Here is a 20,028-nt window from a genome sequence, read left to right as displayed (position 1 = left end):
GCCGCTAACCCTTGACTGCGCCGGCGGTGATGCCGGCGACCATGACGCGTTGCACCAGCGCGAAGAGAACGATCACCGGCAGGATGGAAATGATGCCGCCGGCGGCCAGCATGCCCCAGGGCAACTGGAACTCGCCGACCATCAGTTGCAGGCCGACCGGCCAGGTGCGTGAGCCCGTGCTCGAGGTCAGCATCAGCGCGAACAGGTATTCGTTCCACGCCGCGATGGCGACGAACACGCAGGTGGCGACCAGCCCGTTGCGAGCGATCGGAATGACGATGCGGAACATCGCCCCGATGCGGGTCGACCCATCGATGCGCGCCGCCGATTCCAGCTCCTTGGGGGCCGCGTCGAAGAAGCCCTTCAGCATCCAGACGAACAGCGGCAGGAGGAAACTGGTATACGCCACGGCAAGACCGAGGCTGGTGTCGAACAGCCCCAGGTTCCGCATCACGATGAACAGCGGGATGATCATCAGCACGGCGGGGAACATGCGGACGACGAGGTAACCGAGCATCAGCGGCGTACGACCGGGGAAGTTGAAGCGCGAGAAGGCGTATGAAGCGATGGTGCCGGTGAACAGGCAGATCGCCACAGTCAGCGTGGTGGTGACGAGGCTGTTGATCACCAGCACCGGATAGCCCGACTGGTTCCACAGCTTGATGTAATTCTCGAGTGTGAAGCGGGTGGGGAAATACACCATCGTGCGCGTGACGATGTCGTCGTCGACCTTGAATGAGGTCAGCAGCATCCACAGCAGCGGGCCGATGCTGAGCAGCGCCAAGACGATCAGTACGGCGTAGCTGACAATGTTCCAGATGAGGTTGGAGCCGGTGCGGGTCTGGGCCATGGCGCTAGTCCTGGTTGACCTTGCTGAGCCGGATATAGGCCCAGGCGAACAGCATCAGCAGGACGAACATCACCACCGACAGCGCCCCCGCGTAGCCGAAGTTGAAATCCGAGTAAGCGTTCTGGAACGCATAAAGCGACAGCACCTGCGTCGACCGTCCGGGCCCGCCCTGGGTCAGGATCAGCAGCAGGTCCGGTGAGTTGACGAGGCCGATGACGCGCAGGATCACCGCCGCGGCAATGATGGTGCGCAGCATCGGCAGCGTGATCAGCCGCAGTTGCGCGAATGCTCCTGCCCCGTCGATATCGGCGGCCTTGTAGAGATCGGCTGGAATGCCCTTGAGGCCCGCCATGATCAGCAGCGTGAAGAACGGGAAACTGTGCCAGGCTTCGACGAAGATCGCCGTCGCCATCGCGGTGTTGGGATCGGCGAACCACGCCTTGTAGCTGTCGAGCAGGCCGATATTGACGAGGATGTCGTTGACGACGCCGACACGGCTGTCGAGCATCAGCGCCCACATGTTGCCCGCCACCACGTTGGGCAGGAAGTAGGGCACGAGGATGAGCACGGCCAGAATCTTGCCGCCCGGCAGGTTGCGGTTCAGCGCCAGCGCGGCGACGAGGCCGACGACAAATTCGATGACGATCGAGAAGGTCACCCACACGGCGGTATTGCGCAGCGACAGCCAGAAGATCGGATCGGCCAGCATGCGCTGGTAATGCTTGAGCCCGACGAACGCGCCGTTACCGGCGGGCCGGTTGAGCCGCATCTCGGTGAAGCTCAGTTGGAAGCCGTAAACGGTCGGGAACAGCACGATCGCGGTGATCAGCAGCGCGCTCGGCAGCAGCAGCAGATACATCCAGTAGCGCGTCTCGCTCAGTTCACCGAGCATCCGCAACGGATTGATCGCGTCCCAGGTGGAGCGCGGCGGCGGCAGGGCAGCCATGGCACGGCCTCGGCTCATCAGGGCTCCTTAGCGCGTTGATCGGGTCGGGGAAGAAGGCGGCCGGCCGGGGGCCGGCCGCCATGCATCAGGCGATGGCCGCCGCCAACCCCTCGATGATCTGGTCGGCAGCCTGGTCGGGCGTCGCCTGGCCGATCAGGATCTGCTGCAGTGCCGGCAGCACGGTGTTCTGCGCCCAGCCGGCCGCACCCGGGAAGCTCGGCTGCGGGATGCCGAAGCCGAGCGTATCCGCGGCGGCCTTGTACATCGGGTTGCCGACGATGCGCTCGTCCTGCGCCGCGACCGTCGAGGCCGGCATGTAGCCGGTCTTTTCCAGGAAGGCGACGGCGGCATCCGGCTCGCCCCAGAACTTGATCCACTCCCAGGCGGCGTCGGCGTTTTCGTCGTTGGTGATGCAGTTATAGGCATAGGCGAGGCGCGCCACGCGGGTGGCCGGGCCAGCCGGCATGGCGAACGTGCCGAACTCGACGCCTGGCTTCAGCTTGGACGCAATGTCCTGGTACGAGCCGGTATGGTGCCAGATCATCGCGGTCTGCCCGGTCTGGAAGCCGCTGATCACCTGCTGGAAGCCATCATTGGCGGCGCTCGGCGGCACCGCCTTGTCCTTGACCAGCAGCCCCGCATACCAGTCGAGCGCCTTGATGACGATATCGCGGTCGAGCCCGATCGAGCCGTCTTCCTTCTTCACCGGCGAGCCGAAGGCCTCGATGACGTTGACCACGAAGTTCTGTCCACCGGGGCCGCCGCGCAGGCCGAAGCCGAAGCGGCCCTTGCTGGCATCGGTAAGCTTGATGGCCGCATCGCGGAACTCGTCATAGGTGGTCGGCGCGGCAAGGCCCGCCTCGTCGAACCAGTCCTTGCGGTAATAGCCCCAGTCGACGAACGTGAAGCCCGGCACGCCGTAGGTCTTGCCGTCCTTGGTGATCGAGGCGAAGCGCTTGTCGTCGAAGTCGGCCCGCCGCTCCCAGCCGGCAATCCGGTCTGTCATGTCGCTGAGCGCGCCCATCGCGAGCAGGTCCTCGAAGCGCTCGGATGCCACCATCGTGACATTCGGACGGCTACCGCCCACCACCGCCGCGGTGATCTTGGCCATGAACTCGGGGTTCGGGATGTTTTCGGGCGTCACCGCGACGTCGGGATGCGCGGCCTTGAACAGGTCGAGCACCGCCTGCAGCCCGGCGGCTTCCGACTGGCTGGTGAAGGTGTGCCAGTAGTTGATCGCGGTCTGTTGGGCGAACGCCTGGTGCGGCAACAGCGCCGAAGCCGCCAGCATACCGCCGCCCAGCTTCAGGACTGATCGTCTGTCGAACTTGGCCGTCATGAGTTTCTCCTCCCTGATGATAGCTCAGTTACTTAGTCTGATATATCAGTGCCATGGTACCTCGGCCCCGCGCGGCGTCAACCGCTCGGTGACTGAGACCTTCGTAAGGGCCGTCTCATCCAGTTGCTTGAAGTCGAACGCGTAGCCGATGCCCGGCTCGTCGTTGACTGTCAGGTTGCCATCGACGATCGAGAGCGGCCCGAGTTTGTCGAGGCCCTTGATCTGCTCCTCGTTCATCACGAGCTGCTCGTAATAGTCGTTGTTGGAAATGGCGGCGCAGATCTGCGCATTCTCGAGCCCCATGCCGTGCACCTGGGCTCGCATGCCGTGGCTTTCGCTGAGATGCGCCACCTTCATCGAGCCGGTGAACCCGCCCTTGTAGAAGGTCGAGACGCGCGTCATGTCGAGCGCCTTGTTCTCGATCCAGGTCGCCATGTTGCCATGCACGCCATCCGATGTTTCGGCGGCGAGGATCGGGATGTCGAGCTTCTCGCAGAGCTTGGTATAGGCGCCCAGGTGAAACTCACGCATCGGCTCCTCGTACCAGAGGAACCCCAGGTCCTGGATCGCCTTGCCGAACTCCAGCGCGTTGACATAGTCCCAGCCGGCCGAGCCATCGAACATCAGGTCCGCATCGGGCCCGACCCATTGCCTCAGGTTCTTGCACAGCTCGATGTCGCGCTTTACCGGGCCGCCCCAGGCATGCAGCTTGAACGCCTTGAAGCCGACATCGCGGCTCATCTTGATGTAGCGCTCGTACTCGTCCATCGTCGGCCAGGTGACCGTCGAGGCATAGGCCGGCACCACCCGGTCGTCGCCGCCCAGCATCTGGTAGATCGGCATCCTGGCGTGCTGCGATTTCACGTCCCAGCACAGCATGTCGAGCATGCCGAGATGGCGCATGTGGAACTCCTCGATGCGATCGAGTTCCCAGATCAGCCGCCACATCCGCTCGGTAAGCAGCGGGTTCTCGCCGATGAACTCGTGATAGCGCCGCCGCACCAGGTCGATCACCGCCTCGCCGCGGCCCATTTCGATGACCCCGTTGATCCCGGCATCGGTCTCCATCCGGATCACCGCCTTGTGCGGCTTGGAACCCCGAGGAATGTCACCGTGCGAGCCGGGAATGCCGTCGCGCCAGATGAACTTCGGGCCCGGCTCATGCTCGACCAGCCATGCCGTGAATCCCGTGATCTGCATTCAGTCCTCCATAGACAATTGCTTGTGCGGACCCGGCAGAACTGGCTTTGCCAGGCCTGCGGTGCCCGCCGCTAACCCTTTTCCGCGCCCGACAGCGTGCCGGAGCGCACGAACCGCTGCGCGGCCATGAAAATCAGCAGCACCGGCAGCACCACGAGGATGGCGGCGAGCACCACCTCGGGCTTCTTGATCGGCACGTCGTTGGACGGCAGGTTGCTGAGCGCACCCGAGCCCGACACCAGCGCCGTCAGCCCCACCGGCAGGTTGTAGAGCTTGTCGTCGCTGAGCAGCACGAAGGCGAGGAAGTAGTTCGACCAGATGCCGAGGAAGCTGAAAAACGCCACCAGCGCGATGATCGGCCGGGCCAGCGGCAGCGCAATGCGGCTGAACAGCTGGAACCGGTTGGCGCCATCGACCCGGGCGGAATCCATCACGCCCTTGGGCAGCGAGGTCGAGAAGTAGACATAGGTGAGATAGACGCCGAACGGGAAGAAGCCCGAGGCGAGGATCAGCCCGGCATAGGTGTTGCTGAGCCCCAGCATGTTGAGTTCGAGAAAGATCGGCAGCACCACCGCGGTCGACGGCGTGATCATGGCGATCAGCGTGAGGATCAGCACCAGCCTGCGCCCGGGAAACTCCGAGGCGGCCAGCGCATAGCCAGCGGGGATGCAGGCGATAAGCGACAGCAGCACGCCACCCACCACGTAGATCAGCGAGTTCACCGTCCAGGTCAGGATCTGGAAGTTGTTGTAGGTGGTGAGGTTATTCCAGGTGCGGACGAACGAGTCCCAATCGCCCAGCGCGAACGGCGACTGCGTCAGCAGCGAGGATTCCGAGCGCGTGCCGGCGATGAACAGCCAGAGCAGCGGAATGCCGTAAAAGCACACCGCGAAGGCCAGCGTCGCGAAGACGACGAAGCGGCCGGGATTGATGCGCAGCGGTGCCGTCCTGGTGCTCATTGCGCCCTCAATCGATCTTGTAGAACTTGGTGGCGAAAACGATCACCAGCGCGATGACGATCGAGGCTCCGACCAGCAGCGTACTGAGCGCCGCCGAGGCTCCGAAATCGCCCATCCGGAAGGCGTACTGGAATGCCATCTGGTTCAGCGACCAGTCGTTCTGCGCAAACTGCGGGCCGGCCAGCCCCATCAGTTGCGGCTCGACGAACAGTTGCAGGCCGCCGGCGAAACTCAAAATCCCCATCAGCACGAGGGAGCGCCAGATCATCGGCAGCTTGATCCGGGTAGCGAGCTGGAAGCGGTTGGCGCCATCGATGCGCGCCGCTTCCATTACTTCGGTGGGAAGGCTCGACAGCGCCCCGCCGAACACCACGATCCAGCCGCCCGAGGCCGAGAAATACGCCATGATGGCGAACACCCCGGCGAGCCCGATGCCCGACACCACGTCGGCGCGCGTGCCCCAGCCCAAAGTGTGCATCACCGGCTGGAACGGGCTGACCGAGGGGTCGAGTACGAACAGCCACAGCACAACGATCGCCGATGAGGTGACGGCGCCAGGCAGGAAATAGATGGTCCTCAGTGTATTGGCGGTCTTGCGATTGATGCTGTCGAGCATCAGCGACAGCACTGCCACGCCGACCATGGTCAGCGTCACCCAGATGGCGACGAAGGCCAGCACGTTGACGACGCTCGCCGGCACGCGGAAATCGTCGAACACGAACTGGTAATTGGTGAAACCCCAGAACACCATCTCGATGGTGTCGAAGAAGCTGAGCCCGAAGGCATAGGCAATGGGGAACAGCCCGAACATCAACAGGAGCAGCAAGTAAGGGGCCAGCAGCAGATACGACATGCGCGTATCGCGCCGTGCCTTCTGCCTGGCCTTGCGGGCACGGTCGCCCGCCACCGCCCTCACATCCCCTGCCATTGCCGTCGCGCTCATCATTTCCCCTGAACTGGAGCACGTCACCGCTTCTTTGAGATCGGCGACATGCTCCAAGTCTCTGATTTGTCGCGCTTTCGAACCGGAAAAGTCTGCAACTTTCCCTGAAAGCGCTCCGGTCGGCCGGACGCGCGAGGCGCCCGGCCGGTCTCATTGGTTACTCGACCTGGTAGCCGTTGAGCTTGGCGAGGTTGGTGAGTTCGGTCTGCAGCGCCGGCAACGCCCCCTCCACCGTGCCGCCGCTGGCAAGCGGCTGCACCACCACCTTGGCGATCGCGTCGCTCACCGAGAAGCGGAGGCTGACATAGCCGGGGTGGCTGAACGCCGCCGCATCGGCTTCCACCTTGAAGACGTTCGGATCGGCATAATAGGCGTCGCTGGCGAGACGCGCGCCCCAGGCCTCGGCCGACGGCCGGTGCCCCGGCAGCGTCACCGCCGCGGTCTGGTTGGCGACGTCGGTCGACATCCAGGTCACGAGATCGACGGCTTCTGCCGGATGCGCGGTGTCCTTCCAGGCGCCATAGGTACCGCCGCCCCAGCTCCAGGTCAGCGGCTGGCTCTGGTCGTCCCACTTCAGCGGCAGCGCCGCGGCGAGCTTGCCGGCCGGCCATTCATAGGTCGGCTTGATCACGTATTCGCCAAACCAGGTCGGCCCGATCATCAGCGGGATCTTGCCGCCCTTGGCGAGCGCTACGAAATCCGGCTCGAACGGCCCGACCTTGGTCAGGCTGCCATTCTTCAGCATGGCGTCGACCATGCGCGCCGGCTTCAGGCACTTTTCGGTGGTCAAGTCGATCTTGACCGTGTCTTCCTTGCCCTCGACCGGCATCACCATGTCGCAGCCGTCGGACACCAGCATGGCGTAGAGCGGGAACGCCTCGACGCCGGTGCCGAGGCTGAGACCCTGCGGCGCCAGCTCTTCACCGAGCTTCTGGAACTCCTCCCAGGTGGTGGGCACGGCCTTGCCCAGCGCTTCCATCGCCGGCTTGTCGTACCAGACGATCATGTGCGCCAGGTCGTTGCGCATGCAGAGCAGCTTGCCGTTCACATGGCAGGGCGAGTTGCCGTTCGGGTAGAACTCGTCCTGCAGCGCCTGCGGCACCTTGTCGGTGAGATCGAGCAGGTAGTTCGAGCGGCGGGTCGAGAGCTGCGCGGTGTAGCCGATATCCGACATGAAGATCACGTCGGGGATCTCGCTCTTGGCCTGCAGGGCCAGCTGGATCTTGGCGATCAGGTCGGCCGGCGCCACGGTGGTGACGTTGAGCGTCACGTTGTCGTGCGTCTTGTCGTAGAGATCGAACATGGTGAGGCGCGGCGTGTCCGACCAGACATTCAGCGTCACCGCATCCTGGGCCATCGCGGCGCCGGCCATCAGGCTCAGCGCGACGCCGCCGGCAAGCGCGGCGGTCCTTGTACGAAGCATAGTCTCTCCTCCTTTGTGTCCAGCTCTGGCGCCGGATTTACCTGCCGACTGCCGACGCCATGACGGCGCCAGCTGCGTCGAATACGTGCACCTGGTCGGACCGCAACCCGACCTGGACCTCCTGCCCCGGCTCGAGGTCGGAATGGCCCATCACCTGCACGGTGATCACCTCCGGCGTTCCCCCATCGAGATAGGCGTAGGTGATGTTGCCGAGCCGCTCGACCGACTCGACCTTGGCCGGCAGCGCCGTGAGCCCGGCAGGCACCGTGGCGCCCGCGGGCACCACTTGCAGCGTCTCTGGCCGCACCCCGAGCGTCACCGCATCGCCGACACCGGCGCCATTGGCGGCGAGATCCAGTTGCGTGGCTTTGCTGGCGTCGAGCCCAAAGGTCGCCTTGCCTCCTGCCGAGCTCAGCACCTTGGCCGGCAACAGGTTCATCTTGGGCGAGCCGATAAAGCCGGCAACGAACAGGTTGTTGGGGCGCGCATAGAGATCGAGCGGCGGGCCGACCTGCTGGATGCGGCCATTGTCGAGCGCCACGATCCGGTCGGCGAGCGTCATCGCCTCGACCTGGTCGTGCGTCACGTAGATCATCGTGGTGCCGAGCTCGCGGTGCAGCCGCTCGATCTCGAGCCGCATCTGCACGCGCAACGCCGCGTCGAGGTTCGACAGCGGTTCATCGAACAGGAACACCTTGGGGTTGCGCACGATGGCGCGGCCGATGGCGACACGCTGGCGCTGCCCGCCCGACAGCTGCGCCGGCGAACGGCTGAGCAGCTCGTTGAGGCGGAGGATGCGAGCCGCCTCCTTGACCCGCTTGTCGATCTCGTCCTTGCCGAACCGCGCCAGCTTCAGGTTGAAGGCGATGTTGTCGTAGACATTCATGTGCGGATAGAGCGCGTAGGACTGGAACACCATGGCGATGCCCCGCTCCGACGGCTCGGCGAAGGTCACGTCGTCGCCGTCGATCAGGATGTCGCCATCGCTCACCGTCTCGAGCCCGGCGATCATCCGCAGGAGCGTCGACTTGCCCGAACCCGAGGCGCCGACGAACACCACGAACTCGCCCTTGTCGATGCTGAGATCGACGCCCTTGATGACGTCGACCGTTCCGAACGACTTGCGGACGTTCCTGAGCTCGACCGCGGCCACTAGCAGCCCCTCTTCGCCGAGCGCGACACCGTCACCAGTTTCATGAGACCCCTCCGTTGAGATATTATTGAGCGCCAATGATATCTCAAGTCAAGGCATCGACTCTCGCTCACAGCGCCCAGCGCCACGCTCATGAGGCGATCTGGTAGCTTGCAACTTCCGCAGAAACCTGTGTTCTCTGGCGTTCTGCTGAGATTTTCAAATCGCCTGTTGATATACTAAAGTCCGAACACGCCTCTCGACCTATTCATCGGTGAACATGTCTGACGTCCGCAACGACAACGAAGGGTACCGCCGCTTCCGCAAGGCGATGAATGACGGCACGCTCGAAGCCGGCATGGTGGTGACCCAATCCGAACTCTGCGAGCTGCTCGGGCTGTCGCTGTCGCCGCTGCGCGAAACGCTGGTGCTGCTGGAAGAGTTCGGGCTGGTCGAGATCAAGCCGCGGGCCGGCATCAAGATCGTCTATCCGGAGGTGGCGTTCATCCGCGAGAACTACCAGTTCCGCATCATGATCGAGATCTTCGCACTGAAGAGCTTCGGCGACACCGTCTCGGAGGCCTGGCTGGCCGACATGCGTTCGAACCACGAGAAGTGCCGCATCAGCCTCACCGACGGCAGCCCGTTCGAGGCGGCGCATATCCCGTTCCTCGAACTCGATGGCCGCATGCACCGCGAGATCGTTGCCTCGCTCGGCAACCGCGCCATCCTCGATACCCACGAGCGCCTGCAGGAGAACATCCGCATGGCGCAACGCGTCCACCGCCGCCCCGGCTTCCGCGGTTACCTGGTGGATACGGTGGATGAGCACATGCGGGTGATCGCGGCGCTGGAGCAGCGCGACGTCGCCGGTGCGATCGCCGCGATGGAAGCGCATTTCCAGGGCTCGACCCACCGGACGTTTGCCGCTTAGTCGCTCCTCGCTCCGCTCGGATCGGCGCTGCTTCGCACCGCGTACCCCTCATCCGGCCTTCGGCCACCTTCTCCCTCAAGGGGAGAAGGCCTGACTGAGATGCCGGAGGTGATCGCCTTCTCCCCTTGAGGGAGAAGGTGGCGCGCAGCGCCGGATGAGGGGTATCGCATCGCAAAGCGATGCGCGCTTGGAGCGAAGCGACGAGCGACAAGCCACCCCCTCAAACGAACATCCCCAGATGCCGCTGCAGCGCCGCGTTGAAATGCGCCACCAGCGCCGCTTCGGCGCGGTCGGGGTCGCGCGCTTCGCAGGCCTCGATGATTTCGAGGTGCTCGCGGATCGAGCGCTGCGCCAGGGGTGCCGTGAGCTTGCGGTCGAGCCGCACCAGTCTGAGATAGGTGTGCATGCGCCGGTAGCTGGTCTCGATCAGCGCGTTCCTCAAAATGGCGATGATCGAGTTATGCAGGAGCTTCTCCAGCGCCTCGATCTCTTCCATGACGTCGGCCGTCAGCCCCGACGCCTCGATGTGCCGGGCGGCGGCGCGATGCCGGTCGCCCAGGTCGCGGATCAGGTCCTCGTCGCCGAGCTCGGCGAACGTCCGCACCGCGGCGCGTTCGATGATGGTACGGAACTGGTAGGTCGATTTGGTGAGCTCGAGCCCGGGCTTGACGAACTGGATGCCGGAGCGCGGATGGATGGTGAGAATGCCTTCCACCTCGAGCGTGCGCAGCGCGTCGCGCAGCGGCGCCACCGGGATGCCGAGCAGCTTCACCAGGTCGTTCTGCGAGACGAACGCGCCTGCCGGCAGCCGCCGATCGAACAGGTTCTCCAGGATCCGCGTATAGGCCAGATCGCTCAGCCGCCCAGCCGGCTGCGCCTCCGCCAAACCGATATCGGCATCCCCATTCACAGCCACTTGTGCGCCTGCCTCCCTTGGTCTATTAGCGTCATCGTCTGATATATCAGATGTCCATGTTAGTCGATCAGAGATCGCCAGCCTATGCGCATTTCGGAATTCCGCATTACCCGTTTCCAGTTTGCCCGTGACCGCGTCATCGGCGACAGCCAGGTCCGCGCCGATGACGTGAACATAGCGGCGCTCGAACTGATTGCCGATACCGGGGCGGTCGGGCTGGGGTTTATCCAGACATTGTTTTTCCCGCTGCCCGATCAGGCCGAGATCGAGCGGGTATTCCGCTCGGAAGTCTGGGCTGGCCTCGAGGGCCAGCCACCAGCCGGCCTGGTGCACCGCGTCGGGCGGCCGCGCGGCGGCAACCAGCGCGCCTACACCCTGCCCTTCCATGAAGCGCTGCAGGTGGCGCTATGGGATCTCACCGCCAAGCAGGTGAACCTGCCGCTGCACCAGCTGCTTGGCAGCCGCCGTGACAAGGTCGAAGCCTATGCCTCGGGCCTCGATTACCATCTCTCGGACGACGAGTTCGCCCGTTTCTTCGCCCATGCCGACGCGATCGGCTACCGCGCCTTCAAGATCAAGGTCGGTAACCCCGACTTCGACTGGGATCTCAACCGCCTGAACACCCTCAAACAGGTGGTCCGCAAGGATGCCCTGGTGATGATCGACGCCAACGAGGCCTGGGGCGCCAAGGAAGCTTTGGTGAAGCTCACCGCCATCCGCGACGCCGGCCACGAACTGCTCTGGGTCGAGGATCCGATCCTGCGCAACGACTATGCCGGCCTCAAAATGCTCAAGGACGCGGCCAACTGGACGCTGATCAACTCGGGCGAATATCTCGATGCTCATGGCAAGCGCCTGCTGATGGAAGCCGACGCCACCGACATCCTCAACGTCCATGGCCAGGTCACCGACGTGATGCGGATCGGCTGGCTCGCCGCCGATCGCGGCGTGCCCGTAAGCCTCGGCAATACCTTCCTCGAGGTCGGCATCCACGCCGCCTGCGCCCTGCCCGAAGTGCAGTGGCTCGAATACTCGTTCCAGAACTTCGACCATCTGGTCGATCAGCCGGTCGAGATCAAGGACGGCTGGGCTTACGCCCCCGATCGCCCGGGCCACGGCCTGGTCCTGAACGAAACCGCCCGTCGCGACTGGGCCCGCCCCAATCTCTTGCCGCGCTCCGAGCTCGGCGAAGCCCCGTTCAATCCGCGCGTCGCCAAGCCGCTGCGCGCGGCCTGACAGCCAACGATCTACAGTCATCCAGGGAGGAGACATCCTTATGAATCTTCTGCGCACCACCGTGGCGCTCTCGGCGATCCTCGTCGCCAGCGCCGCCCTCGCCCAGGACGGTGCCATCACCGTCTGGGCCGACGCCACCCGTCAGCCGGCGGTCGAGGCGTTCATCGCCGCGCATCCGGAAGTGCCGGTCAACCTCGTGCTCGACGACGGCTCCTCGGGCGCCTCGGGCACCTTCCAGACCAAGATCAGCCTCGCCGACCAGGCCAATGAAGGCTGGCCGGACGTGGTGTTCTCCACCCAGAACAACGACGCTGCCTGGGCCGCGCGCGAGAACAATGGCGCCCAGGCCTTCGCCCAGGTGCTGAACGAGGGCTTCCTCGACCAGGCCTTCCTCGATGGCTTCACCCCTGGCGCCCTCGATCCGGTGACCGTCGACGGCAAGGTCTATGGCCTCCGCAACGACCTCGCGCCGGTGCTGTTCTGGTACAACAAGACGCTGCTCGATCAGTTCGGCTACGCCGCTCCGACCACCTGGGAAGAGTACCAGGCGCTGAGCGACAAGCTCGCCGCCGAACACCCGGGCTACTTCCTCGGCGCCATCGGCGACGCCTTCCCCGGCCCCTACGTCTACTACTGGAGCGGCGAAGCGCCGATCTTCCAGCTCGAGGGTGAGACCTTCAAGTCCGACACCGCGGCGCCGAACTCGGTGAAGGTGTCGAACCTCATCGACCATATGGTGGCCAACAAGACCCTGACGCTCGACAGCCTGTTCGGCGCCAACTTCGTCGCCACCGCCGATAAGCTCGTCGCCATCCCCGGCGCGGCGTGGTACGCCGGCGCGCTGTTCCAGAACCCCGGCGGCGTCAACGCCAAGGCCGGCGACTGGGTCGCGGCGCCGCCGCTGAAATGGGCCGATGGCGCTGCGGTCACCGGCAATGTCGGCGGCGGCGTCTGGTATGCCTCGAGCCACACCCAGAACCCCGAGGCAGTGAAGACCTTCCTCAAGTTCGTCACGTCCGACCCCAAGGTTGCCGGCACCGGCGGTCTCCCCGCCTACCAGGCGGCGGCCGATGCCTGGCTCGACGCGCAGGCGGCGAGCGGCTTCTATGCCGGCGACTTCAAGGCCGCTATCCAGACCGCCGCCTCGAGCGTCTGGAACGGCTGGGGTTACCCCAACTTCTCCCCCGAGACCGCTTGGGCCAAGGTCATCACTCCCGGCCTCGCCGCCGGCAAGACCATGACCGAGCTGTCGGCTGACTGGCAGCAGGAAATGAAGAACGAAGCCCAGGTCGTCGGCTACACGGTGGAGTGAGTCTGAGCCTGAGTTCGCCGGGGGCGCGCAGAAGCGCTCCTGGCAGTCTGCATCGACGCATTCCGTTTGTCCTCGATGTCATCCCTGCGAAAGCAGGGACCCATGTCACCGCCCGCGCGGGATGCGAGTTGGGTCCCTGCTTTCGCAGGGATGACAGCTGGTGGGTGGGATAGGTCCTGCCACATCCACCCCAAGTGACGTCTGTCTAGTGCCTGGAGCCGCCAAGTGAGCACGATTGACCATAGCGCTGCCACTGCTGCCGTCGCCCTCGAGGGCCCGAAGAAAGGCATGAGCGTCGAGCGCGCCCAGGGCCGTATCGGGGTGCTGTTCGCCACGCCCTACGCGCTGTTCCTCATCGCCTTCGGCATCCTGCCGGCGCTCTATGCCATCTATCTCGCCTTCACCAAGAAGGGCGCCTTCGTCGGCTTCGACAATTTCCTCAAGGTGTTCAAGGACTACCGGTTCTGGCCGGCGGTCGAGCATGTCGGCATCTTCATCATCGTCTGGCTGGTGCTGCTGGTGGTGCTGGTGGTGACCCTCGCCATCCTCGTCCACTCGATAGGCCTCAAGTGGTTCTCCGGCGCCATGCGCTTCGTCTATTACATCCCAGGCGCGCTGGCCGGCGCCTCGAGCGTCATGCTCTGGTTGTTCGTGCTCGACCCCACCGTCAGCCCGGTGTCGTGGCTGCTGCAGGCTTTGGGCATCCAGAGCTTCGTCGGCGCCGTGGACGCGAGCCGCCTGCCCATCGTCCTCGCCGTCATCGCCTTCTGGACCGGCGCCGGCGGCTGGATCGTCATCATGTATGGCGCGCTCAACAATATCAGTAAGGACGTGATCGAGGCCGCCCGCGTCGATGGCGCTGGCCCGGTGCGGATCGCCTGGTCGATCCAGATCCCGCTGATGCGCAAGTGGATCGCCTACATGGTGATCATGAGCTTTGCCGGTGGCACCCAGCTGTTCGTCGAGCCGCGCGTCCTCGCGCAGGCGAGCCGCGGCGTGGTCGGGCAGGACTATTCGCTGAACCAGCTCGCCTTCCTCTACGCCTTCAAGCAGAACGATTTCAACGGCTCGGCGGCGATCTCGCTGGTGCTCCTGGCCGTCGCTGTCGCCCTTTCCATCTACTTCGTTTTCAAGGGTGGCCTGTTTGAGCGCGCCTAACTCCGAAATCGTCGGTACCCGCATGAAGGACTTGACGCCCGGCGCCTGGCTCGGCCGCGCCTTCGGCATCCTGATCCTCATCGTCTTCGCGCTGTTCTTCGTCGTGCCGCTCTGCTGGCTGCTGATCGCGCCAACCAAGACCGATCGCCAGCTGCTGCTCGAAGCCCCGTTCGCCCTTGGCGATATCGGAACCCTGCTGAGCAACTGGCAGAGTCTCATGACTTTCCAGGGCGGGCTGATCTGGACCTGGATCGGCAACTCGGTGTTCTACTGCGTCGCCGCTTTGGTGATCACCCTCTGCATCTCGATCCCCGCCGGCTACGCCCTGGCGATGACCGAGTTCCGCGGCCGCAAGCTCCTCCTGGTGGTGACGCTGATCGTCATGCTGATCCCGTCGACGGCGCTGGTGCTGCCGATCTTTCTCGAACTGAGCGCGGTGCGGCTGATCGGCAATCCGCTGTCAGCCATCCTGCCGTTCTCGTTCTATCCGTTCGGCGTCTACCTCACCTACATTTACTTCTCGACCGCGGTGTCGCGCGACCTGCTCTCGGCGGCGCGCCTCGACGGGGCGAGCGAGTGGCAGGTGTTCATGAAGATCGCCATGCCGCTGTCGACCCCGGTGATCGCGCTGGTCGGCTTCTTCAGCTTCACCGGCAACTGGAACAACTATTTCCTGCCCTATGTGACGCTGCCTGGCCGCAAGGCGCCGATCCAGGTCGGCCTCGCGGAACTGCTGTCGAACGTGCCGGCCTTCAACCCCACCAATGCGGCGTCGACCACCATCACGCTCTCGGCGCTGGCGTTGGCGACACTGCTCGCCATCGCCCCGGTGCTGCTCGTCTTCCTGTTCGCGCAGCGCTACCTCGTTTCCGGCATGACCGCCGGCGGTACCAAGGAGTAGGTCATGGTCCAGCGCATGGGCATGGTGATCGGCGTGAAGCCGGAAAAGCTCGCCGAGTATAAGCGCCTGCACGCCGAGCCGTGGCCGGAGATGAACGCAGCGCTGAGCGCGGCCAACATCCGCAACTACTCGATCTACCTGCGCGAACCCGAAATGCTGCTGTTCGGCTACTGGGAATATACCGGGTCGGACTACGAGGCCGACATGAAGGTGCTGGGCGAAAAGGCCATCACCAAACAGTGGCTGGCCCTCACCGACCTGTGCCAGGCGCCGCTCGACACTGCCTCCCCCGGCGAGTGGTGGAGCATGATCCCCGAAATCTACCATCTCGACTGAGGACCTACTCATGGTTGCGCTCAACGGCCGGACCTATACCCGTCGCGAGATCGCCGAGCGCTCGGGCATGCTCAGCCAGTTCGCCGGCGTGCGGCTGATGGAACTGAGCGACGGAGTCGAGCGCGGCATCCGCATGCTCGAGTTCCGCACCGGTTCGGGCCTCCGCTTCACTGCTTTGGTCGACCGCGCCCTCGATATCGCCGATTGCGAGTTCAAGGGCCAGGCGATCGGCTGGAACTCCCCTTCCGGCTTCCGCCACCCGGGCCTTCATGAATACGAGGGCGAAGGCGGCCTCGCCTGGGCTCGCTCGTTCTCGGGGCTTCTCGTCACCTGCGGGCTCGACCACATCCTGTTCATGAACGAGGTGCCGGCCGACAGCTATGTCTATTCGCCCAAGGCCACTGTCAGCCATTCGCTGCACGGCCGTGTCGGCACCATTCCGGCAAAGCTCACCGGCTATGGCGAGGAGTGGGATGGCGACGCGTGCGTGCTGTGGGCCGAGGGTATCGTGCAGCAATCGGCGGTGTTCGGCGAAGACCTGCATTTGATCCGCCGCATCGAGGCCGACGTTGGCGGCAACGCAATCCGGATCAGCGACCGGGTGGTCAACCACGGCTTCTACAGGACGCCTCACATGTACTGCTACCACATCAATGTCGGGCACCCGGTGCTCGACGCAGGCTCGCGCTACCTCGCGCCGATCGATGACGTAGTGTGGGCGGCCCACGCGGGCAACGATTACCGCAAGCAGGGGGTCGGCTACCGCACCCTCAGTGCCCCAAAGCTCGATTTCCACGAGCAGGTCTGGCAGCACGAACTCGCCACCGATGCGGAAGGCAAGCAATTCGTTGCCTTGGTCAACGATCGTCTTGGGCTCGGCTTCGAGGTCGCAACCAGCAAGGCGCAGTTCCCCTGCCTCTACGAATGGCAGAACCTGCAGGCCGGGCAATATGCCCTCGGCATCGAGCCATCCACCAACCACGTGCTCGGCAACAACGCCGCCCGCGAGCGCGGCGAGATGATCTGGCTGCAGCATGGCGAGGAGCGCCGTTACGACAGCACCTTCCGTATCCTCGACGGCGCGGCCGATATCGCCGCCAGCGAAGCGCGCATTCGCGCCATTGGCGGCCAACCCGACGGTGAATATCCGCTGCCCTCCGGCAACCACCTGACGATCGGCGGCCGCTGATGGGTGCTGACCACTTCGGCTCGCTCAAGGGCAGGACCATCCTCTATACCGGCGCGGCCGGCGGGCTGGGGCTCGAAACGACGCTCGAGCTGCTGCGTTCCGGCGCAAAAGTCGTCGCTATCGACAACGACACGAACAAGGTTGCCGCGCTGCTGCAAGCGGCCCAGGGCCTTAGCGGCCTGACGGTCGCCAAGCTCGATCTCGCCGACCTCACCGGGCTGCGCGCCGGGCTGCAAAAACTCTCCGCCGAGCTCGGCGGCTTTGACGTGGTCATCAACAACGCCGCGATCTATCCCTCAAAGCCGTTCGAGGATTACAGCATCGAAGAGATGCAGCTCGTGCAGCGCATCAATGTCGATGCCGGCATCGTCTGCGTCCAGGTGGCGCTGCCGCACATGAAGACGACGAAGCGTGGCCGGATCATCAACATCTCGTCGGTGACCATTTCGGGCGGCTGGGCGGACCTCACGCCCTATGTGCAATCGAAGATGGCGCTGGTCGGCCTCACCCGCTCTTGGGCGCGCGAGTTCGGCAAGCACGGCATCACCGTCAACGCCGTGGCGCCGGGCGCCTTCCCCACCGACGCCGAAAAGATCCACCCCGACCCCGCCGCCTACGAAAGGCGCATCTATGAAGCCCAGGCCCTGCAGCGCCGCGGCGCGCCAGCCGACATCGCCAACATCCTGATGTTCCTCGCCTCCGACGCGGCGTCATTCATCACCGGCCAGACCATCCATGTGGATGGCGGCTGGTACATGCATTGATGTGAATGAGCATGACGGTGCTGACTGGAAGGTTCGCGCGTGCGGCGCACCCCCTCCCAACCTCCCCCGTCGAGGGGGAGGTGCCGCTCCGTGCTTGGCGCTCGATCGTGCCTGTCACACCGGCCGGACACCTCCCCCCTCGACGGGGGAGGCTGGGTGGGGGTGTGCCCCGCGCTCATACCCAACGACACACACCAGCTGATTCAAGCATAAGGCACTAACCCCATGGGCATCCTCTCCGGCTACCGCGTTCTCGATTGCTCCATCGCCATGGCCGGCCCGTTCGCCGCGCAGCGGCTGGGCGATCTCGGCGCTGACGTGGTCAAGGTCGAGCCGGTGACCGGCGAGTGGCAGCGCCACACCGCCGCCGGCGGGGCGCGCGGCAACAAGGTCAACGTCTCGTTCCTGTCGCTCAACCGCAACAAGCGTTCGCTGGCCGTCGACCTCAAGGACCCGGACGGCAAGGCTGTGCTGCTCGAGTTGGTGAAGACTGCCGACGTGTTCCTGCAGAACTATCGGCCGGGCGTCGCCAAGCGCCTCGGGGTCGACTACGAGACGCTGTCGAAGATCAATCCGCGCCTCGTCTACGTTTCGATCTCCGGCTATGGCGAGGATGGCCCCTATCTCAACCGGCCCGGCCAGGATCTGGTGCTGCAGGGCATGTCCGGCGCCATGCTGTCGGCCGGCCGCGAGGGCGAACCGCCCAATGCAGCGGGGCTGTACCTGGTCGATGGCATCACTGCCTACACCGCCTTCGAGGGCGCGCTTGCAGCGCTGCTGCATCGCGAGCGCACCGGCGAGGGCCAGCTGGTGCAGGTGAACATGCTCGACGCCATCACCACTATCCAGATGCAGGAACTCTCGGTGTTCACCGTCGGCCATAAGCCGCAGGTGCGCTCGGCCGAGCCGCATGCCCATGTCTATATCCGCGCCCCCTACGGCGCCTTCGCCACCTCCGACGGCTTCATCATCGTCGCCTTCCCCAAGCTGGCCAATCTCGGCCAGACCATCGGCGAGCCGAGCTTCCTTACGATGGACGACGAGGTCGACACCTGGACGAAGCGCGACGAGATCTTTGCCAAAACCCGCGACCGGCTGAAGACCAGGACCACGGCCGAATGGCTTGAGCTGCTGCGCGCTGCCGACATCTGGTGCGGCCCGGTCTATGGCTATGCCGACCTGGTCGAGGACGAACAGATCAAGCACAACGGCACCTTCGTCGAGTACGACCACCCGACCGAAGGCCATGTGAAAACCCCGGGCTTCCCGATCCGGTTCTCGAAGACCCCATCGACGGTCGAACGCGGCGCCCCGGTGGTCGGCCAGCACAGCCGCGACGTGCTGCTCGAAGCCGGCTTCAACGACGCAGCGATCGAACAATTGCTGGCCAAGGGCGCAGTGGCAGAGAACGACATCTGATCTCTCCGTGATCCTCCCCCGCGGGGCGGGGTCCGGATGAGGGCCAAGCCCTCACCGCAGGGGGACCGTCGAAGCCGGTGGAGGGGGCAGCCAATCTTTCAGTCAGGAACAAGCCATGTCTGAGAACATTCTCGTCGAGCGCGACGGCTTCGTCGGCATCATCACCATCAACCGGCCGGAAAAGCTCAACGCCATGACGCCGGAAATGGCGGCGGCGCTGGTTGCCGCGGCCACCGAGTTCAACACCGACGACGCCATCCGCGCCGTGGTGCTGACCGGCGCCGGCGAGAAGGCATTTTCCGCCGGCTCGGACATCCGCACCCTCGACGACTACGACAGCGCCTGGAATTTCCGCAACCGGCCGGATTATTGCGACGCCATCCGCGCCCTGCTGAAGCCCTCGATCGCCGCCGTGAACGGCTATGCCTTCGGCGGCGGACTCGAGACCGCCATGGCCTGCGACATCCGCATTGCATCGGACAATGCCAGTTTCGCGGCGCCGGAGATCAAGCTCGGCTGGATCGGCGGCGGCGGCATGGCGGTGAACCTCGCCCATGCGGTGGGCCCGTCCAATGCCGCGCTGATGATCATGACCGGCGATTCCGTTGACGCCGCGACAGCCGAACGCTGGGGCCTCGTCTCCCGCATCGTGCCACGCACTGAACTGTTGGCCGAAGCCAAACGCCTCGCCGCCACCATTGCCTCACGCGCCCCGATTGCCGCCGAGACGGCGAAGCTGAACCTCCGCGCCGCCTGGGAGCTCTCGATCGCCAACGCCATCAGCTACGAGCGCGACCTTCAGGCAATCTGCTTTGCTACCGAGGATGCGAGCGAAGGCCGGGCAGCGTTCAAGGAGAAGCGGGCACCGGTGTTCAAACGGCGGTAGCTGACTTACCGAGGGCTTCGGCCCCTGCGCCCCCTCTCCCTTGGGGGCTACTAGATTCACACATTGAGGTGTGCGGCGAGGGTTTGGACGGCGCGCTTGGCGGTTTGGATTTCGAGCCAGCCCTGAAGCATGACGACGGGGCCGGGTTTTCCGTAGTATCCGGTCCATCCCCCGAGGCGAGCGCA

General features: G+C 64.7%; 19 protein-coding genes. 10 read left to right on the top strand and 9 right to left on the bottom strand.

Annotated features, from left to right (window positions below):
- Positions 1 to 4: 4 nt before the first annotated feature.
- From VGV07_RS11510 to VGV07_RS11475, 8 genes are all read right to left on the bottom strand, one after another.
- Positions 5 to 850, bottom strand: coding sequence for a carbohydrate ABC transporter permease (locus VGV07_RS11510; RefSeq protein WP_326868835.1), 846 nt, complete (start codon positions 848 to 850; stop codon positions 5 to 7).
- 4 nt (positions 851 to 854) lie between these two features.
- On the bottom strand, positions 855 to 1,814 hold the full coding sequence (locus tag VGV07_RS11505; protein WP_326868834.1) for a sugar ABC transporter permease: 960 nt from the start codon (positions 1,812 to 1,814) through the stop codon (positions 855 to 857).
- A 67-nt stretch (positions 1,815 to 1,881) separates the two neighbouring features.
- Positions 1,882 to 3,135, bottom strand: coding sequence for an extracellular solute-binding protein (locus tag VGV07_RS11500; protein WP_326868833.1), 1,254 nt, complete (start codon positions 3,133 to 3,135; stop codon positions 1,882 to 1,884).
- Positions 3,136 to 3,180: 45 nt separating this feature from the next.
- Positions 3,181 to 4,335 (bottom strand): enolase C-terminal domain-like protein, encoded by a 1,155-nt coding sequence (locus VGV07_RS11495; RefSeq protein ID WP_326868832.1) that lies wholly within the window; start codon positions 4,333 to 4,335, stop codon positions 3,181 to 3,183.
- A gap of 71 nt (positions 4,336 to 4,406) precedes the next feature.
- Positions 4,407 to 5,294 carry a carbohydrate ABC transporter permease gene (locus VGV07_RS11490; RefSeq protein WP_326868831.1) on the bottom strand — a complete coding sequence of 296 codons (888 nt, stop codon included), beginning with the start codon at positions 5,292 to 5,294 and terminating at the stop codon, positions 4,407 to 4,409.
- A gap of 7 nt (positions 5,295 to 5,301) precedes the next feature.
- Positions 5,302 to 6,237: a sugar ABC transporter permease gene (locus tag VGV07_RS11485; protein WP_326868830.1), complete on the bottom strand. Its 936-nt coding sequence runs from the start codon at positions 6,235 to 6,237 to the stop codon at positions 5,302 to 5,304.
- 157 nt (positions 6,238 to 6,394) lie between these two features.
- Positions 6,395 to 7,660, bottom strand: a complete 1,266-nt coding sequence (locus VGV07_RS11480; RefSeq protein ID WP_326868829.1) for an ABC transporter substrate-binding protein — start codon at positions 7,658 to 7,660, stop codon at positions 6,395 to 6,397.
- Positions 7,661 to 7,697: 37 nt separating this feature from the next.
- Positions 7,698 to 8,813, bottom strand: coding sequence for a sn-glycerol-3-phosphate ABC transporter ATP-binding protein UgpC (locus tag VGV07_RS11475; protein WP_326868828.1), 1,116 nt, complete (start codon positions 8,811 to 8,813; stop codon positions 7,698 to 7,700).
- A gap of 259 nt (positions 8,814 to 9,072) precedes the next feature.
- On the opposite strand from VGV07_RS11475, the gene VGV07_RS11470 reads away from it, so the two are divergent.
- On the top strand, positions 9,073 to 9,726 hold the full coding sequence (locus tag VGV07_RS11470) for a GntR family transcriptional regulator (RefSeq protein ID WP_326868827.1): 654 nt from the start codon (positions 9,073 to 9,075) through the stop codon (positions 9,724 to 9,726).
- Between the two features lie 220 nt (positions 9,727 to 9,946).
- Here VGV07_RS11470 and VGV07_RS11465 read toward each other — a convergent pair whose 3' ends face one another.
- On the bottom strand, positions 9,947 to 10,642 hold the full coding sequence (locus tag VGV07_RS11465; protein ID WP_326868826.1) for a GntR family transcriptional regulator: 696 nt from the start codon (positions 10,640 to 10,642) through the stop codon (positions 9,947 to 9,949).
- Between the two features lie 84 nt (positions 10,643 to 10,726).
- On the opposite strand from VGV07_RS11465, the gene VGV07_RS11460 reads away from it, so the two are divergent.
- The 9 genes from VGV07_RS11460 to VGV07_RS11420 all read left to right on the top strand — a co-directional run bounded on the left by VGV07_RS11460 (position 10,727) and on the right by VGV07_RS11420 (position 19,843).
- Positions 10,727 to 11,878, top strand: coding sequence for a mandelate racemase/muconate lactonizing enzyme family protein (locus VGV07_RS11460; RefSeq protein ID WP_326868825.1), 1,152 nt, complete (start codon positions 10,727 to 10,729; stop codon positions 11,876 to 11,878).
- Positions 11,879 to 11,918: 40 nt separating this feature from the next.
- Positions 11,919 to 13,190 (top strand): ABC transporter substrate-binding protein, encoded by a 1,272-nt coding sequence (locus tag VGV07_RS11455; protein WP_326868824.1) that lies wholly within the window; start codon positions 11,919 to 11,921, stop codon positions 13,188 to 13,190.
- Positions 13,191 to 13,415: 225 nt separating this feature from the next.
- On the top strand, positions 13,416 to 14,348 hold the full coding sequence (locus VGV07_RS11450; RefSeq protein ID WP_326868823.1) for a sugar ABC transporter permease: 933 nt from the start codon (positions 13,416 to 13,418) through the stop codon (positions 14,346 to 14,348).
- Positions 14,335 to 15,249, top strand: a complete 915-nt coding sequence (locus VGV07_RS11445; protein ID WP_326868822.1) for a carbohydrate ABC transporter permease — start codon at positions 14,335 to 14,337, stop codon at positions 15,247 to 15,249. Before VGV07_RS11450 ends, VGV07_RS11445 begins: the two co-directional genes overlap by 14 nt.
- A 3-nt stretch (positions 15,250 to 15,252) precedes the next feature.
- Positions 15,253 to 15,585, top strand: coding sequence for an L-rhamnose mutarotase (locus tag VGV07_RS11440; protein WP_326868821.1), 333 nt, complete (start codon positions 15,253 to 15,255; stop codon positions 15,583 to 15,585).
- A gap of 10 nt (positions 15,586 to 15,595) precedes the next feature.
- Positions 15,596 to 16,774 carry an aldose 1-epimerase family protein gene (locus VGV07_RS11435; protein ID WP_326868820.1) on the top strand — a complete coding sequence of 393 codons (1,179 nt, stop codon included), beginning with the start codon at positions 15,596 to 15,598 and terminating at the stop codon, positions 16,772 to 16,774.
- Positions 16,774 to 17,538, top strand: a complete 765-nt coding sequence (locus tag VGV07_RS11430) for an SDR family NAD(P)-dependent oxidoreductase (RefSeq protein ID WP_326868819.1) — start codon at positions 16,774 to 16,776, stop codon at positions 17,536 to 17,538. The genes VGV07_RS11435 and VGV07_RS11430 overlap by 1 nt, the downstream gene beginning before the upstream one ends.
- A 225-nt stretch (positions 17,539 to 17,763) precedes the next feature.
- On the top strand, positions 17,764 to 18,957 hold the full coding sequence (locus VGV07_RS11425) for a CoA transferase (protein WP_326868818.1): 1,194 nt from the start codon (positions 17,764 to 17,766) through the stop codon (positions 18,955 to 18,957).
- Positions 18,958 to 19,072: 115 nt separating this feature from the next.
- Positions 19,073 to 19,843 (top strand): enoyl-CoA hydratase/isomerase family protein, encoded by a 771-nt coding sequence (locus VGV07_RS11420; protein ID WP_326868817.1) that lies wholly within the window; start codon positions 19,073 to 19,075, stop codon positions 19,841 to 19,843.
- The last annotated feature ends 185 nt before the right edge of the window (positions 19,844 to 20,028 follow it).

It is taken from the genome of Devosia sp., from assembly GCF_035944845.1.
Classification (GTDB): domain Bacteria; phylum Pseudomonadota; class Alphaproteobacteria; order Rhizobiales; family Devosiaceae; genus Devosia_A.
This window is presented reverse-complemented; position numbering and strand designations above follow the sequence as displayed.